Annotated in this window: 17 protein-coding genes; 9 read left to right on the top strand and 8 right to left on the bottom strand. The window is 28.6% G+C overall.

Annotated features, from left to right (window positions below; all coding sequences use genetic code 11):
- Positions 1-835: efflux RND transporter periplasmic adaptor subunit (locus tag ACTG3S_RS01655; RefSeq protein WP_439127639.1), on the top strand; the 835-nt coding region annotated here is incomplete at its 5' end.
- An 89-nt stretch (positions 836-924) separates the two neighbouring features.
- Here the strand turns inward: ACTG3S_RS01655 and ACTG3S_RS01650 are convergent.
- Entirely contained in the window at positions 925-1,740 is an 816-nt protein-coding gene (locus tag ACTG3S_RS01650; RefSeq protein ID WP_439127638.1) for a DUF1853 family protein, read from the bottom strand.
- A gap of 57 nt (positions 1,741-1,797) precedes the next feature.
- Here ACTG3S_RS01650 and ACTG3S_RS01645 point away from each other — a divergent pair, with 57 nt between their 5' ends.
- Positions 1,798-2,472, top strand: coding sequence for a DUF2461 domain-containing protein (locus ACTG3S_RS01645; protein WP_439127637.1), 675 nt, complete (start codon positions 1,798-1,800; stop codon positions 2,470-2,472).
- Positions 2,473-2,571: 99 nt separating this feature from the next.
- On the opposite strand, the gene ACTG3S_RS01640 is transcribed toward ACTG3S_RS01645, so the two are convergent.
- Positions 2,572-3,909 carry an MATE family efflux transporter gene (locus ACTG3S_RS01640; RefSeq protein WP_439127636.1) on the bottom strand — a complete coding sequence of 446 codons (1,338 nt, stop codon included), beginning with the start codon at positions 3,907-3,909 and terminating at the stop codon, positions 2,572-2,574.
- Positions 3,910-4,011: 102 nt separating this feature from the next.
- Here ACTG3S_RS01640 and ACTG3S_RS01635 point away from each other — a divergent pair, with 102 nt between their 5' ends.
- Genes ACTG3S_RS01635 through ACTG3S_RS01620 form a run of 4 tightly spaced genes read left to right on the top strand, consistent with a single transcriptional unit; the run spans position 4,012 to position 6,650 of the window.
- Positions 4,012-4,407 carry an acyl-CoA thioesterase gene (locus ACTG3S_RS01635; protein ID WP_439127635.1) on the top strand — a complete coding sequence of 132 codons (396 nt, stop codon included), beginning with the start codon at positions 4,012-4,014 and terminating at the stop codon, positions 4,405-4,407.
- A 34-nt stretch (positions 4,408-4,441) separates the two neighbouring features.
- Complete coding sequence (locus ACTG3S_RS01630) at positions 4,442-5,560, top strand: DEAD/DEAH box helicase (RefSeq protein WP_439127634.1); 1,119 nt, start codon at positions 4,442-4,444, stop codon at positions 5,558-5,560.
- Positions 5,561-6,190 (top strand): trimeric intracellular cation channel family protein, encoded by a 630-nt coding sequence (locus ACTG3S_RS01625; protein ID WP_439127633.1) that lies wholly within the window; start codon positions 5,561-5,563, stop codon positions 6,188-6,190.
- A gap of 1 nt (position 6,191) precedes the next feature.
- Positions 6,192-6,650 (top strand): MaoC family dehydratase, encoded by a 459-nt coding sequence (locus tag ACTG3S_RS01620; RefSeq protein WP_439127632.1) that lies wholly within the window; start codon positions 6,192-6,194, stop codon positions 6,648-6,650.
- Between the two features lie 15 nt (positions 6,651-6,665).
- Here the strand turns inward: ACTG3S_RS01620 and ACTG3S_RS01615 are convergent, their stop codons facing one another.
- Entirely contained in the window at positions 6,666-7,085 is a 420-nt protein-coding gene (locus tag ACTG3S_RS01615; protein ID WP_439127631.1) for a hypothetical protein, read from the bottom strand.
- A 120-nt stretch (positions 7,086-7,205) separates the two neighbouring features.
- Here ACTG3S_RS01615 and ACTG3S_RS01610 point away from each other — a divergent pair, with 120 nt between their 5' ends.
- On the top strand, positions 7,206-7,649 hold the full coding sequence (locus ACTG3S_RS01610) for a hypothetical protein (protein WP_439127630.1): 444 nt from the start codon (positions 7,206-7,208) through the stop codon (positions 7,647-7,649).
- A gap of 1 nt (position 7,650) precedes the next feature.
- Entirely contained in the window at positions 7,651-7,851 is a 201-nt protein-coding gene (locus tag ACTG3S_RS01605) for a helix-turn-helix transcriptional regulator (protein WP_439127629.1), read from the top strand.
- A 71-nt stretch (positions 7,852-7,922) separates the two neighbouring features.
- Here the strand turns inward: ACTG3S_RS01605 and ACTG3S_RS01600 are convergent, their stop codons facing one another.
- From ACTG3S_RS01600 to ACTG3S_RS01580, 5 genes are all read right to left on the bottom strand, one after another.
- Positions 7,923-9,320, bottom strand: coding sequence for a TolC family protein (locus tag ACTG3S_RS01600; protein WP_439127628.1), 1,398 nt, complete (start codon positions 9,318-9,320; stop codon positions 7,923-7,925).
- 29 nt (positions 9,321-9,349) lie between these two features.
- The gene (locus ACTG3S_RS01595) at positions 9,350-10,711 is read right to left on the bottom strand and encodes an HlyD family secretion protein (protein WP_439127627.1); all 1,362 of its coding nucleotides are present in this window, start codon (positions 10,709-10,711) and stop codon (positions 9,350-9,352) included.
- A gap of 5 nt (positions 10,712-10,716) precedes the next feature.
- Positions 10,717-12,381, bottom strand: a complete 1,665-nt coding sequence (locus ACTG3S_RS01590; RefSeq protein WP_439127626.1) for a peptidase domain-containing ABC transporter — start codon at positions 12,379-12,381, stop codon at positions 10,717-10,719.
- Positions 12,382-12,383: 2 nt separating this feature from the next.
- Positions 12,384-13,055 carry a TetR/AcrR family transcriptional regulator gene (locus tag ACTG3S_RS01585; RefSeq protein WP_439127625.1) on the bottom strand — a complete coding sequence of 224 codons (672 nt, stop codon included), beginning with the start codon at positions 13,053-13,055 and terminating at the stop codon, positions 12,384-12,386.
- A gap of 146 nt (positions 13,056-13,201) precedes the next feature.
- Positions 13,202-14,224 (bottom strand): hypothetical protein, encoded by a 1,023-nt coding sequence (locus ACTG3S_RS01580; RefSeq protein ID WP_439127624.1) that lies wholly within the window; start codon positions 14,222-14,224, stop codon positions 13,202-13,204.
- 253 nt (positions 14,225-14,477) lie between these two features.
- On the opposite strand from ACTG3S_RS01580, the gene ACTG3S_RS01575 reads away from it, so the two are divergent.
- Positions 14,478-14,826 (top strand): cold-shock protein (locus tag ACTG3S_RS01575; RefSeq protein ID WP_439127623.1); only part of this gene is annotated, 349 nt, incomplete at its 3' end.

The raw sequence follows: 14,826 nt of genomic DNA, 5'->3' as shown, positions 1-14,826 counted from the left end.
GCCTAACGAACAGTCTTTAATTAGCGCAAAAGGTAGAGTAGACAATGCAAAAATTAGATTAAATAATGCAGAAGTTTCTTACAAAAGAACCAAAAATTTATTTGATAAAGGTGTAATTGCAAGAGCAGAGTTTGAAGGTGTAGAATTAACCTATAACCAAGCTAAGCAAGATTTAAAAAATGCTCAAAATGATTATCAAATCATAAAAAGAGGTTCTGCAGGATCAGGTGCTTCTGCTAATACAAACATTATAGCACAAATGTCTGGTACAATTTTAGAAATTCCTGTAAAAGAAGGAGACCAAGTAATACAGTCTAATAACTTTAATGCAGGTACTACTATTGCCTCTATTGCTGATATGAGCAAAATGATATTCGAAGGAAAAGTTGACGAATCTGAAGTTGGTAAATTGGTAAAAGGAACAGATATAGATGTTTCTATAGGTGCTATTGAAGGTAAAAAATTTCCAGCAAAATTAAACTTTATTGCACCAAAAGGTACAGAAGAAGGAGGAGCTGTACAATTTACAATTAAAGGAGATGTTTCACTAGACGACAAATATTTTATTAGAGCTGGGTATAGTGCCAATGCAGATATTGTTTTAGTAAAAAAAGATAGTGTTTTGGCTATTAAAGAAGCACTTTTAAGATTTGATAAAAAAACGGAAGAGCCTTATGTAGAAGTAAAAACTGGAGAAGGCACTTATGAAAAGAAAACTATTAAATTAGGAACTTCAGATGGCGTAAATGTTCAGGTTTTAGAGGGTTTAACTGCAACTGATGAAATTAAAATTTGGAATAAAGTTTCTAAAAAGGAAGAGAAACCAAATAACTAACACTTAGTTTTAAAAGTAAAAAAAAGAGGAGACTTATTTTAGTTTCCTCTTTTTTTCTATTTCTAATTTCCAACTCCAAACTTCCTACATTACAACCACCAAACCAAAAAGAACTTTTGGAGTTCACCATTTGTTTTTTTTAGCCAACAAAGAGGTGAAAAATTTCGATCTAAATATTCTTTTGAGCTTTTTTTAAAATCCTCAAAAGTTTGCCAATTCACATTTTTATGAGGAATTATCAACCAATCTTTTTTAATAGGAATAAAAAACTTACAATTAAAAAATTTTGAAAGCTCATTAACACGCATATAAAACCCAACAATACAATCTGTATTTAATTTTGTTAGCTGAATGTTTTTAGTAGCTAAAGGAACAAACAATTGGCCCTTAAAATAAACTTGTTGTTTTATATTTTCTTGTGCTATTTCTAAAGTTGATAAATAAGTTTTACAATCTCTAGAGTAGAGCAGTGGCAACTGTTTTTCTTTCAGTTTATTTAACTTTTCTATAAGGGAATCTTTTTTGTTGGGGCCAATAAAATGCTCGATTTCTGAGTTACCAATAGTAGTATCATACAAATAAAACTTATATATTATTTCTAAATGAATTGGTGTATCATCTTTTAAAAGCATACAATCCAATTCCCCCAACGTTCTTTTATCTTGCTGAATTTGTATATTTTCTACAAGAATTTTTATTGAATTTTGTTGCATCAACTCAAAAGAAACAAAACGCTCTATGTATTTTCCTAATCGTAATTTATCATCAATATCTATATTGATTTTTGACGATTTCGAATCAATTTTAAATTGTTGCAAGTTAAAAACAGCATCATTTTCCCATAAAGTAGCTGTTTGTAAATAACCTTCGTATCTTTTTTGTATGTCTTTTGTTTTTTGATGCATAACAAATTCGAAGTTACAAATCAATTTTGTAAATTGAACTTTTAAATATCAACAAAAATGCAAATAGAAAAATCAACATTCCAATTTTTACAAAATCTTCAGAAAAATAACAATAGAGATTGGTTTGCAGAACATAAAGACATGTATTTAAAAGCACAAAAAAATGCTAAAAATGTTTTTTTTGAAATCTATCAAAAACTACAAATACATGATGCAATAGAAAAGTCTAAAATGATGCGTATTTACAGAGATGTTCGTTTTTCTAAAGATAAAACACCTTATAAACCTCATTTTGCAAATTCATATTCGAGATTGGGTGCAGAATTAAGAGGTAGTTATTTTTTAAGAATAAGACCTGGTGAATCTTTTTTAGCAGGCGGTTTTTGGGAACCTAACAAAGAAGATTTATTTCGAATTAGAAAAGAAATAGAGCAAGATGCATCAGAAATTATAGAGATTCTAAAAGATAAAAACTATATAAAACATTTTGGTGGTACATTTGATAGTTTTTCTGAATTAAAAACAGCTCCAAGAGGTTTTGATAAAGAGCATCCAGATGTAGATTTACTACGTAAAAAAGGTTTTATAGCTGTTAAAAACTTTACAGATGAAGAAGTATTATCTGAGAATTTTACGGACAAAGTGGACGAAAGCTATAGAGCATTAAGACCATTTTTTAATTTGTTTAGTGATATTTTAACTACAAATTTAAATGGAGAAAGTATTCTATAGTTTTAAAGTTTGAAGTTCAGGTTTCAAAGTTAAAAATTCACAAATTTTTTTAAAAAGAAGAATAATTTTAATGTTATTAATTTTGCTAAAGGCTAAAAGTTAATTCAAATTTTTATCCACTTCTCGTTTTAAAACCAAAATTGTAATTAAGGTAGACAAAGTATCAGCAATTGGGAATGACCACCAAACGCCATTTACCCCATAATACATAGGTAAAAAATAGGCTAACGGAATTAAGAAAATTCCCTGTTTTAAAAGAGTTAAAACTAACGCTGGTACAGCTTTACCTGCTGCCTGAAAATAAGCAGAGCCAATTAATTGCATAGTAACAATAGGAGTTACTAAAAATACAATCAACATTGCATTTGGGGTTTCAGATAATAGGGTAGCATCATTGGTAAAAACCCAAATAATTTCTTCTTTAAAAAATACAATTCCTAAAAAAATAATGGTTCCAATAATACTTCCAAAATAAATAGATTTTTTAATGGTTTCTTTAACTCTATCATTTTTTTCTGCGCCAATATTAAAACCAGCAACAGGTAAAAAACCTTGCGAAACACCTAATACAGGAGAAAGTGCAAACATCATAACCCTGTTAATAATTCCAAAAACAGCTATAGAAATTTCACCACCGTATTTAAACAAAGAGTAATTTAGTACAATCATTAAAATACTAATTGCGCCTTGTCTCACTACAGTAACACCACCTAATTCTACAATTTCTCTTACAATTTTATGATCTAAATAAAAGTTTTTAGGTATTATTTTTAGTTCACTTTTAGAAGATAAAAAGAAGAACAAAATATACAACCCACAACTGGCAAAAGATAAAGAAGTTGCCAAACCAGCACCCCACATTCCCCAATTAAACACTTTGATAAATAAAATATCCAATAAAACATTTAACACAGCAGGAATCATCATTGCATACATTGCAAATTTGGGTTTTCCTTCTGCTCTAATGGTTGGGTTTCCCATCATTGCAAAGGCTAAAAAAGGAACGCCGTAAATAACAACACTAAAATAGTCGGATGCAATGGGTAAAATATCACCTTTTGCGCCAAATAAATTTAAAATTGGTACACTAAAAAGATTACCGAGCAAAACAAATGCAATGGCTAAAATTACCGTTAAACAAATTTGATTACCAAATGTTAAAAATGCTTTTTCGTAATTATTTGCGCCTAAAGCCCTAGAAATTATAGAACTCCCACCAATTCCAATTCCCATTCCGATAGAAGAAATTAAAAAAGCAATAGGCAAAACTACTGTTATGGCTGCAATTGCCAAAACACCAATCCATTGTCCTACAAAAATGGTATCTACAATCATATTTAAGGACATTACAAGAATTCCTATAGTTGCAGGAACTGCTTGTTTTATCAATAATTCACCAATTTTCTCGGTACCTAAATCGCTTGCTAATTTGTTCATAAGATTTCGCAAATATCAACATAATAATAAAGTTTACCTGAAATCTATCATCAATAATTACTATACAATTATTTAAAATGATAAGTTTGTAAAAAAAGTAAAATGAAAGATATTTTTCAACTAGAAATTACTGTAAAACCAGAGGATATAGACAATTTAAATCATGTTAATAATTTGGTTTATGTAAAGTGGATGGACAAAATTGCTTTTGAACATTGGTCTTATTTAACCCGTAAAAATCCTTTACCACAATACATTTGGGTTGTTTTAAGACACGAAATAGATTACGTAAAACAAGCAATTTTGGGTGATAAAATTACTGTACAAACTTGGGTAGGCGAAACCAGAGGTTTTAAGTCTGAGCGCTTTATGGAATTTTATAAAAACAAGGAGTTGTTGGTTAGAGCAAAAACAGTTTGGGGTATGTTAGATGCCAAAACTTACAAGCCATCTCGTATTAGAGAAAACGTCCTAAATGTATTGCAACCACCTAAATAAAAGTATCTTTGCAACTTATTAAGAAAGATTAGTTATGAGCACATTTTTAGATTTAGGTATCAAAAAAGAATATATACAAGGATTAAAAGAATTAGGAATCAAAACACCTTCTGAAATTCAAGGAAAAGCCATTCCAATTTTATTAAATTCTAAAACAGATTTTGTGGGTTTAGCTCAAACTGGTACAGGTAAAACTGCTGCTTTTGGTTTGCCTATATTACAAAATATTGATGCTAAAAAAGACGAGATACAAGCGTTAATTTTATCGCCAACAAGAGAATTGGTGCAACAAATAAAAAAGCAGCTATTTAAATATACAAAGTATTGTACCGATAAAATTTTTTTAGAAGCAGTATTTGGTGGCGAAAAAATTGATATTCAAATTAAAAACTTAAAAAGAACTACACATGTTGTAATTGCTACGCCTGGGAGATTGGTAGATTTAATTGAACGTGGAGATATAGACATTAGCCAAATAAAAACCTTGGTTTTAGACGAAGCTGATGAAATGCTTTCTATGGGTTTTAAACAAGATTTAAACAGAATTTTAAAATTTACTACTGGGCAAAGAAATACTTGGTTGTTTTCTGCAACAATGCCAGATGAAATCAAAAGAATTATAAAAACGTATATGGATTCTAATGCGCCAAGAGTAGAAATTAATAGAAATTCTTTGGTAAATGAAAATATTAGACATCAATATGTAAAAACAACTATCAAACAAAAAACAAATGATATTGTTTCTTACATAGAAAAACGCGGTACAGAAAGAGGAATTATTTTTTGTAGAACTAAACTAGGCGTTCAAAACCTTTACAATCAACTAAAAGAAGAAGGGTTTTCTGTTGGGGCATTAGAAGGAGACATGCAGCAAAGAGATCGTGAAAAAGCCATGAGAGCTTTTAAAAATGGTAGTATGCAGTATTTAATTTCTACTGATGTTTCTGCAAGAGGTATAGATGTTAGAGGTTTAGAGTTTATTATTCATCATCAATTACCAGAACAATTAGAATATTATACACATAGAAGTGGTAGAACTGCTAGAGCAGGTAAAACAGGGAATTCTATTGCATTTATTTTACCAAGTGAATTGGCTAGAATACACGAAATTCAAAAAGAATTAAATATAAAGTTTACAGAAATTTCTGTATAAATGGAGGTTGTTTACGCTTTAGATATTTTAGGAACCCTAGCCTTTGCAGTTAGTGGTGCCTTAGTTGCCACTCAAAAAAAGTTTGATTTATTTGGGGTTTTAATTATTGCATTTGTTACAGCTGTTGGCGGAGGCATGCTTAGAGATGTATTAATAAATGCTCATCCCATAAATTGGATTGGAGATTTAAATTACTTATACACTATTTTTATTGGTGTCATAGTTACCATTTTATTTAAAAGTAAAATTTTACCTTTAAGTAAAACCATGTTTTTATTTGATACAGTGGGTTTGGGCGTTTTTACATTATTAGGGTTGCAAAAAGGCTTGTCTTATAATTTACACCCAATAATTGCTTTAATTATGGGGATGACTTCTGCTGTTTTTGGGGGAGTTTTAAGAGATGTTTTAACCAATAAAGTACCACTAATTTTTCAAAAAGAAATTTATGCATCTGCTTGTTTAGCTGGTGGAATTGTTTTTTTAACGTTAAACCGTTTTAATATAGATGAGCAATTAAATTTTATTCTTGCTGCCTCTGTTGTAGTTATTATTAGAGTAATAGCAGTAAAATTTCATTTAGAACTTCCTAAAATTAAAGACGATATTTTTACAAAATCAAACCAGTAAAATGAAAACCTTTTCTACCATTGCAGATTTTAAAAAAATAGTTGGCAAAGATTTACCTGCTGGAAATTGGTATACAGTCTCTCAGCAAATGATAAATGATTTTGCAAACGCAACATTAGACAAACAATGGATTCACGTAGATCAAAATAGAGCAGAGAAGGAGTCTCCTTTTAAAAGTACTATTGCACACGGTTTTATGTCTGTTGCAATGATTTCTAAATTGTTAGAAGATGTTTTTACTATTAAAAGTCTAAAAATGGGATTAAACTACGGATTGAACAAAGTTCGTTTTCCAAATCCTGTTCCTGTAAATAGTGAAATAAGAATACACACAAATGTTCAAGAAATTGAAGATATAGAAAATAAGGGAATAAAAGTGACCTTTTTTTGCACGATAGAAATTAAAAATGCAGCAAAACCTGCTTGTGTAGCAGAGTTTATTGCTGCATTATATGAATAAAATTATTTTTATTTTTTAATTTAAAATGCCATCTTGAGCGCATTTTTTCGAATACCAAATTAAAAAAAGACTTATTACAATAATCATAACTGGCATAATAACACTTGGTAATGCAATGGTTGTTAATAAATAGCCTTGTTGTATAATGGCACAAATACCAGAAATTAAAAATAAATGATAAGCTGTCTTCTTTTTTAATAGTAAGAAGATGCAGGCTAATACGCCTACAAAAACAGCTAGTGCAAACAAAGCTGTATACCAGGCAGGATATTCGATTAGAAAAGAGGCCTTTTGTTCTTCTGGTAAAGCTGCAATTTGCTCATCTGTTATAAAGGCTTGAAATATATAGGCACTTGCGCCCATGAGATTCCAAATAAGCGCAATAATAGCAATTACCCAAAAAGAGACGCTGGGTTTTGTGTTTGTAGTTGTCATAAATTTAAGTTTAGTAGTTTGATTTTTTAAATTTAGTCAAAATAATTTTATTATCTCATAAATGTAAAGTATATTTGTCTTTATATAAAATATATTTGTCTAATTGTAAAATAAATTATTATGTCTAAATCAACTATTTGTGAACGAGAAAGAAATAATCTTCAAAAATTAAATAAATTTCAGTTAGGAAATCAATATAAAAAAGTAGGACTTTTTATCTCTATAACTACTTTTATTATGATGATTTTTAGAAAATATATTGAAGATTCTGAATGGACTCGACCAATTTTACTTGGAATATTGTTAATTGGATTATTAATTATTTCTTTATCAAAAGAAAAAATAGAAGATGAATATATAGATAGTTTACGTTCTCAATCTTACAGGTTGGCTTTTATTTTAGCAATTGTTCATGCTTTAGTACAACCTATCATTAATTATGTTGTAGCCACTTTGTTAAATCAAGATGATGAGTTTGCTGGATTTAGCTATTTTCAAGTATTATTTTTTATGTTAATTGTTCAATTGCTATTTTTTTGGCAATTAAAACGTATGAATAAGTAAGATGAAAAACACATTAAAAGTACAAAGAGCCATCTTAGACTTAACACAAGATGATTTGGCAAAAAAAATTGGAGTTTCTAGACAAACTATCAATTCTATAGAAAAAAGCAGGTATGTGCCTTCTACAGTTTTGGCTTTAAAACTATCTGGAGTTTTTAATATTCCCGTAAATGATTTTTTTACTTTAGAAGAGGAAGATTAGATATTTGGTATTTTTCCGACAAAAAACCTCACAAAATAATTTTGTGAGGTTTTTATATTTTTTTAAAATAATTAATTTATAGAAATAACAGCAGTTTTAAACAAGTTTGCTTTGGTTTTAAAAAAGTTGTTTTCTAAATCTATGGCTTTTAATTTGGCTTCAATCAATTTTACTTCTCTATAATTTACTAAAAACAATGAACTTTCTCCTAAAAAAAACTTTCTATTTTCTGCCTTTAAAAGGGTTATATAATCATTAACAATATTAGTAGTTAAATCATTTTGTAAAATATAAGAAGCTAACTCTTGTTGTATACCATTTACTTTATTTTTAATGGTAAGTTTAGCAACTTCATTCTCGTATTTTTTATCATTTAATTTAATTTTTGCCAATTTTAAATCTCCTCTTTCTTTTCTTAAAAATAAAGGTAATTTAAAGTTAATGCCTGCTTTATAATCTTGTGTATTTAGGGTATTAATTTGATTTCTATTCTGAGTTAAAAAATTATATTGTACATCTAAATTTGGTAATAAGTTATTTGTTTTCAATCTTCTATCTACATCAAGACTCTTAATTTTAAATTCTAAAGATCTTATTTTAGGATGATTGTTAATATCAAAATCTTCATTATTAAATAAGGCGATATTAAAAGTTGCATCAATAGAATTAAAAGTATTGATATCTGGTATAATGTTGTCTTGTAATTCTACAGGAGTGTTATCATTCAACCATAAAAAGTTAGACAATTCTAATGAAGATTTTATCAATTTAATTCTAGCTTTTTCTAAATTTAGTTTTCTTGTATCTAAGGTAATTTTTGCTTCTGTTGTATCAATTGCAGGTTTTTCACCTTCAAAAAAAGCTCTTTTTGTTAATTTAAATCTAACTTCGGCATTGTTTAAAAACTCTTTATAAACTCTTTGTTCATTATAGGTTTTTAACCATGTAAAATAAGATAAAGAGGCATTATATAATATATTATTTACCAATATTTGTTGGTCTTCTTTTGCTTGATTTAAAAATAATTTTGCCTGTTTTAGAGAAGCCATTCTTTTATTGATTAAAAAACCTTTTAATAAAGAAGCAGAAACACCAGCACTATATAAACCATCTGCAGGCACATTTGCTTCTGGGTTTAAAAAAAGGCCGTCATTATTTTCAAAATTTGCTTTAAACTCTAAACCATAATACGTAGGTATTTTAAATGCAGCATTTAGTTTGTTATAATATTCTTTGTCTTTAAATTCTTTTTTATCAAAATCTACTTCTATTTTAGGGTCAAAAGCACCTCTTGCTTTCAATAATTTTGCTTCACTTTCGTTAATAACAAGATTAGCTTGTTTTACAATAGGATGAAAACTTTTGACATAGCCTAAATACTCAGCAAGTGTCATTACAGAGGTAACCTTTTCTTGCGAAAAGCTACTGGTAGAAATCAATAAAAAAAGTATTAAAATAAACTTTTTCATGTTTTTTAAATCTTAAAATAATTTTTTATTTATTTCTTTTTTGCTCCAGATTTTCCTTTGCTACTTCCTTCCGGTTGATAATAGTTAGGAGGAAAGCTGTTGAGCTGTCTCCAAAGTTCAAACCAAATTGGTACATCTTCTAACAAAGCAATTGTTTTTGCGCCAGAACCTACTCTTATGGCTTCTGGCCATGTATGGTCTGTTTCATCAGGAGCTAATAAAACTCTATATTTACCATTATCGCTAATAAAGTTTTGTATAGCTACTACTTTTGCACCATAAGTACCATAAGAAACATTGGGCCAACCAGAAAATACAATTGCTGGCCAACCATCAAATTGTACACGCACTTTTTCTCCAATATGTAATAATGGTAAATCTATAGGTCTTACAAAAGTTTCTACGGCTAAATCGTATTTTTCTGGCATAATACCAACCAAATCATCACCTTCTTTGAAGGTACCGCCAATACCACCTTTAATAGCTTTATTTATAAAACCATTATGTGGGGCAGTTATGTATAAAAGATTTCTTCTAATAGTATAGTTGCTATTGCTATTTTCTAGTTTAGACACTTGTACTTTTGCATCAAAACCACTTGACATAGCTGTAGACATATCACTCTGTGCTTTAGAAATTTTATTGCTGTACTCTGCATTAATTCTTGTTAACTCAATTCTTGCATTTAGCACGTTGTTTTTACTTTCTAAGAGTTTATTTTCTTTGTTTATTAACGCCGCTTGTTCTTTTTGTAGTTTTAAGTTTTTCTCTTCAACATCTTTAACTGCAGCAATACCTTCGCTTTCTAAAGTTTGCGCACGTTTAAATTGTCTTTCTGCAATTTTAAGGTTTGTTTTGGCTGCTTCATACTCTATACTATCACTTTGTACTTTTAATTTAGATTGTATTAGTTTGTTTTCTGCCATTTCTAATTTAAAATTTTGCTCTTTTTTTAATGAAGCAATTTGTCTTTTTAAGGCATTTACTTTTTGTTGATAAGCATCAACAGAAGATATTTTAGCATTGATTTGTTCGTTGGTTCTTTCTATTAATTTATCATCAAAATATTCACTTTTAATTTCAGATATTCTAAGTATTGTATCTCCTTTTTTTACATAATCTCCTTCTCTAACAAACCATTCTTCAATTCTACCAGGAATTTGAGATTGTATTGTTTGTGGTCTTTGTTCTGGAGTTAATGTGGTAACAATACCTTGCCCTGTAATGTTCTGAGTCCAAGGTAAAAACAAAACAATAATACCTAAAATGGCAAATACTAATAAAAACTTATTGAAAGATTTATAATAATCTTTTGTAAAGATGTCTTTACCAGATTTAAATAAGGTTAAATCTATTTTTTTATTTAATTGATTGTTAGAAATATTTAACATAGTTATTATATTATAGATTTAACTTCTCCTTTATCTAAGGTTATTATTTGTTGGCATTGTGAGCTCCAACTTTTTTTACTACTTACAACAATTAATGCCCAAGGTTTGTCTGGTGCAGTTAAATATTTAATAATGTTTTTAGTTTCTTGCAGGTTAAATTGATCTAATGGATCTTCTAAAATGAGCACTTTTGGTTGTTTAATAATGGCTCTTGCCAGTATTATTTTTTTAGCAATGGTAAAAGACATTTGCTTGCCTTCTGGATAAATTATCGTTTCTAAACCACTGGGTTGTTCTTTAATAAATTGGTTTAAACCTACAATATCAAGTGCTTCGTAAATAATATTTTCTTTAATCTCTTTATTACCAAAAACTAGATTGTCTTTAATGGTTCCTTCAAAAGGAGTTTCGTCTGAAAGAGACAAACCTAGTTGTGAACGATAATGATTTAAATGTAAGCTACTTAGAGATAAGTTGTTGATATAAATATTACCATTTGTAGGCTCTATAATTCCTGATAATAAACGTAATAAACTAGATTTTCCTGCACCACTTTCTCCTTTTACTAAGATTCTACTTTTAGGATGTAATGTAATAGAAATATCTTTTAAAATGGGTTTTTTTCTTTCTTTAACAACATAAGAAACATTATCTAGTTCTACTGTTAAACCCTCTTTGAATATAGGTCTTTCTCCATCTTGAGATTCTAACTCTTTGTCTACAACCTGACCAATTTTTTCTATAGAAGTTAGCACATCATAAAAAGACTCTAAACCAATAATAAGTTTTTCTACAGATTGTATAACCAATAAAATAATAATTTCTGCAGCTACAAATTGCCCGATATTCATTTCTTGATTTAATACCAACGCACCACCGATTAATAATAAACTTGCAGTAACAATTACTTTAAAACCAACCATTTGAGAAAACTGTAAAATTAAAATTCTAAAGTGACTTTCTCTGGCTTTTAAGTATTTATCTACTAACGCATCATTTTTTTGAAGCGCTAAATTTGTATTTCCAGAAAGTTTAAAACTAACTACTGTTCTTGCTACTTCTTGAATCCAATGTGCTACTTTATATTTTATTTTAGACTCTTTTAAACTGGTTTCTAAACCCTTTTTAGCAGTAAATTTAAAAACAATATAGATTAATAATAGTAATAAAATACCAAATATGATAAAGAATGGATGATAGAATGACAACAGAATTAATGCAAAAATAATTTGTAATAACGCTGTTGGTACATCTATTAATATTTTAGAAAGTCCTTTTTGTATCGTTAAGGTATCAAAAAAACGATTTGCCAATTCTGGAGGATAATTGTTTCGTAATTCATTCATTTTAATTTTTGGAAAACGATAACTTAACTCAAAAGAAGCTCTTGTAAAAATTCTTTGTTGTATGGTTTCTATAATTCTAAGTTGCATTAATTGTAATGCACCAGAAAAAACAACTCCAAGCGTAACAACTACGACCAAAACAATCCAAGAAGTAGAAATTTGTGCTCCTTGTATTAAATTAATAATTGCTTGTATACCTAATGGTAGTGATAATGCTACAATACCACCAAAAATTGCATAATAAAAAATTTGAAAAATATCTCGTTTTTCTAACCTTAATAAGTTTACAAAACGATTCCAAGGGTTTAGTCTTTTTTCTTCCATGTTTAGTTAATGGTATTTTTTACTAATTCAATAAAAAATTCTTTGGGTGTATTTTTTTGAGTACAGTTTGTTATTGAAGAGAAATGCTCAGTTAAAAAATGTTGATGCAAACCACCTTCTAAAACAGTACTTGCTAAACTTAAGGCATATTTATATTTTGGTTTTATAGCCAAAATCATCTGCTCTAACCTTAATATTAAGCGTTTATAAGTTTCAAAATAGCCTTCTTTGTTATCTTTGTCTACCTCTTTTGTTAAAAATGATTTAGAACTTTCATTTACAATTATTTTGTATAAAAGTACTTCATTTATATGTGAAAAAGTGGAGTCTTCTTTTACTTTTCTAGTAAAAACTTCTATCGCTTTTTCTAGTTTTTGATGTTTGTCTGATATACTAAATGTCTCCAAAACTAATTGATACTCTAACCAAGCCCAATACCAAGAAGATAAGTAAAGTAATAGCTTATGTTTACTTTCGAAATATCTATAAATAGAACTTTCGTTAGAACCAATTTTAGTACCTAGTTTCTTAAAAGTAAAACTTTCAAAACCAACCTCATTTATCAATAAAATACTATGTTCTACAATACGTTTTCCTAAATCTGATGTTTCAGGATCCTTAATGTAAACTTTATCTGGAACTGAAATTTTTAAAACAGATAATAAATTTTTCATAATTATTTATATTAGATTGCAAATATAATAGTAACACTATTATAAATAGCATGTTGTTTATATTTTATTAAAAATTTAACTATTTTAAAACATAAAAAAAAGTCTTTCGTTAAGAAAGACTTTTAAATAAATATAAACTAAATTCTTTATTCTTTATGGAAATACACTGCAGAAGCTTTAGAAAGTGTTGCATTGTAAGAAGGTGTTAGATTACCACCATTCCCAATACTACCAAATGCTAAAATTCTACCTCCGTCGTTTCCTGCTTCAGCAATAAAAACTGTCTTTGAATCATTATCATACGCAACATCTACGGGATTTCCTAGTAAAGTGTTTGCTCCAGAAACTCTTGTTTGTTGCGATAAGGCTAAAGTTCCATTATTAGCGGTTCCACTAAAACTAGATGTAAAGTTGTTAATTAAATGAAACCCACCATCATCTTGTCCATTTCCTGCATCACCTATATCTGTTAAAATCATTAAATCTGCTGTTGCATCATAAGTTAACCCATGAGTTCTAACAATACCTTCAACAGCAATTGTTTTATTAGCAGATAAAGTTGTTGTAGAAGTGTTGCTTAAAAAATTAGTAAATACTGCTAATTGATTGGTTGTATCTACAATAGCATATAAGTCGTTACCTATAAATGTAATACCCCAAAGTTTAAAATTTGTTGTAATCGTATTTCTTAGTGTGAAATTACCTCCATTATTTGTGTATACAAATAATTTACCATCTTTAGTAGCATCATTACCATCAGCATCTGCATTGTCTGCAACAACATACATATTTCCGCTCACAGCAATTTCTCTAGGACTTTGCATATCTAGACTTCCACTTATATTAGCAGTTACAGTTGTAGAAGTTGTAAGAGCTGTAATGTTTGCATAACCTTCTAAACCAAATGTACTCCTAGAAGCTTGAACCACTAAATCTTCATTTGCATTATAAAAAACACCATCTGCAGCAGTAATTGCAGTTGTTAATGTTGTTTTACTTACGTTATTTAAATTTAAAACGTTGTACATGTTTACATTACCATCACTGTTATTAGAGGTAAAAAGTATTTTTGTATCTAGCTCTACAGCTACATCATTTTCATTGTTGGAACAAGATGCTAAAGCTAGGGTTGCTGCACAAAAAAGTGCAATTGTTTTCATTGTTTTCATAATTTTATCGTTTTATATTTTTGGTTATACTAGTATTTACGAGAAAATTGATTTTTTGGTTTTTATTTTTTAAACTTTTTAATTGTTTTCGAAAAATATGATATCTAATAAAGCTTTATTTTGAGAAAAATTAAATTTGTAGTATCTTTGTAAAGTGAAGTAAGTATAAAATTTCTATTATGCTTAGTATTAATTTTTTTAGATTTAGTCTAAACTTCACACAAATTCTATATAAAAATCTATTTAATATTTAATGGCAAAATCGCAACAAACATTTAGTAAAAGTGAAAAAGAAAAAAAGCGTTTAAAAAAACGTGAAGAAAAACGTAAAAAAATGGAGGCTAGAAAAGCCGACAAGGAAGCAAATGGTAATGGAGGTATACAATTTGCGTATGTAGATCATAATGGAAACTTAACAGATACTCCACCAGATCCTGAGTTAAAGGTAGAGTATGAGTTAGAAGACATACAAATCTCTGTAACTAAAAAAGAAGATTTACCAGAAGAAGATCCTGTAAGAAAAGGAAAAGTTTCTTTCTTTGATTCTTCTAAAGGTTTTGGTTTTATTATTGATACAGAAAACAACGAAAAATATTTTACAC

The sequence above is a fragment of the Polaribacter sp. genome (assembly GCF_965656025.1).
Classification (GTDB): domain Bacteria; phylum Bacteroidota; class Bacteroidia; order Flavobacteriales; family Flavobacteriaceae; genus Polaribacter.
This window is presented reverse-complemented; position numbering and strand designations above follow the sequence as displayed.

Excerpts from the sequence above, each read along its gene's own strand:
- ACTG3S_RS01650 (WP_439127638.1), bottom strand. The coding sequence starts at position 1,740 with ATGCATCAAAAAACAAAAGACATACAAAAAAGATACGAAGGTTATTTA.
- ACTG3S_RS01645 (WP_439127637.1), top strand. The coding sequence starts at position 1,798 with ATGCAAATAGAAAAATCAACATTCCAATTTTTACAAAATCTTCAGAAA.
- ACTG3S_RS01640 (WP_439127636.1), bottom strand. The coding sequence starts at position 3,909 with ATGAACAAATTAGCAAGCGATTTAGGTACCGAGAAAATTGGTGAATTA.
- ACTG3S_RS01635 (WP_439127635.1), top strand. The coding sequence starts at position 4,012 with ATGAAAGATATTTTTCAACTAGAAATTACTGTAAAACCAGAGGATATA.
- ACTG3S_RS01630 (WP_439127634.1), top strand. The coding sequence starts at position 4,442 with ATGAGCACATTTTTAGATTTAGGTATCAAAAAAGAATATATACAAGGA.
- ACTG3S_RS01625 (WP_439127633.1), top strand. The coding sequence starts at position 5,561 with ATGGAGGTTGTTTACGCTTTAGATATTTTAGGAACCCTAGCCTTTGCA.
- ACTG3S_RS01620 (WP_439127632.1), top strand. The coding sequence starts at position 6,192 with ATGAAAACCTTTTCTACCATTGCAGATTTTAAAAAAATAGTTGGCAAA.
- ACTG3S_RS01615 (WP_439127631.1), bottom strand. The coding sequence starts at position 7,085 with ATGACAACTACAAACACAAAACCCAGCGTCTCTTTTTGGGTAATTGCT.
- ACTG3S_RS01610 (WP_439127630.1), top strand. The coding sequence starts at position 7,206 with ATGTCTAAATCAACTATTTGTGAACGAGAAAGAAATAATCTTCAAAAA.
- ACTG3S_RS01605 (WP_439127629.1), top strand. The coding sequence starts at position 7,651 with ATGAAAAACACATTAAAAGTACAAAGAGCCATCTTAGACTTAACACAA.
- ACTG3S_RS01600 (WP_439127628.1), bottom strand. The coding sequence starts at position 9,320 with ATGAAAAAGTTTATTTTAATACTTTTTTTATTGATTTCTACCAGTAGC.
- ACTG3S_RS01595 (WP_439127627.1), bottom strand. The coding sequence starts at position 10,711 with ATGTTAAATATTTCTAACAATCAATTAAATAAAAAAATAGATTTAACC.
- ACTG3S_RS01590 (WP_439127626.1), bottom strand. The coding sequence starts at position 12,381 with ATGGAAGAAAAAAGACTAAACCCTTGGAATCGTTTTGTAAACTTATTA.
- ACTG3S_RS01585 (WP_439127625.1), bottom strand. The coding sequence starts at position 13,055 with ATGAAAAATTTATTATCTGTTTTAAAAATTTCAGTTCCAGATAAAGTT.
- ACTG3S_RS01580 (WP_439127624.1), bottom strand. The coding sequence starts at position 14,224 with ATGAAAACAATGAAAACAATTGCACTTTTTTGTGCAGCAACCCTAGCT.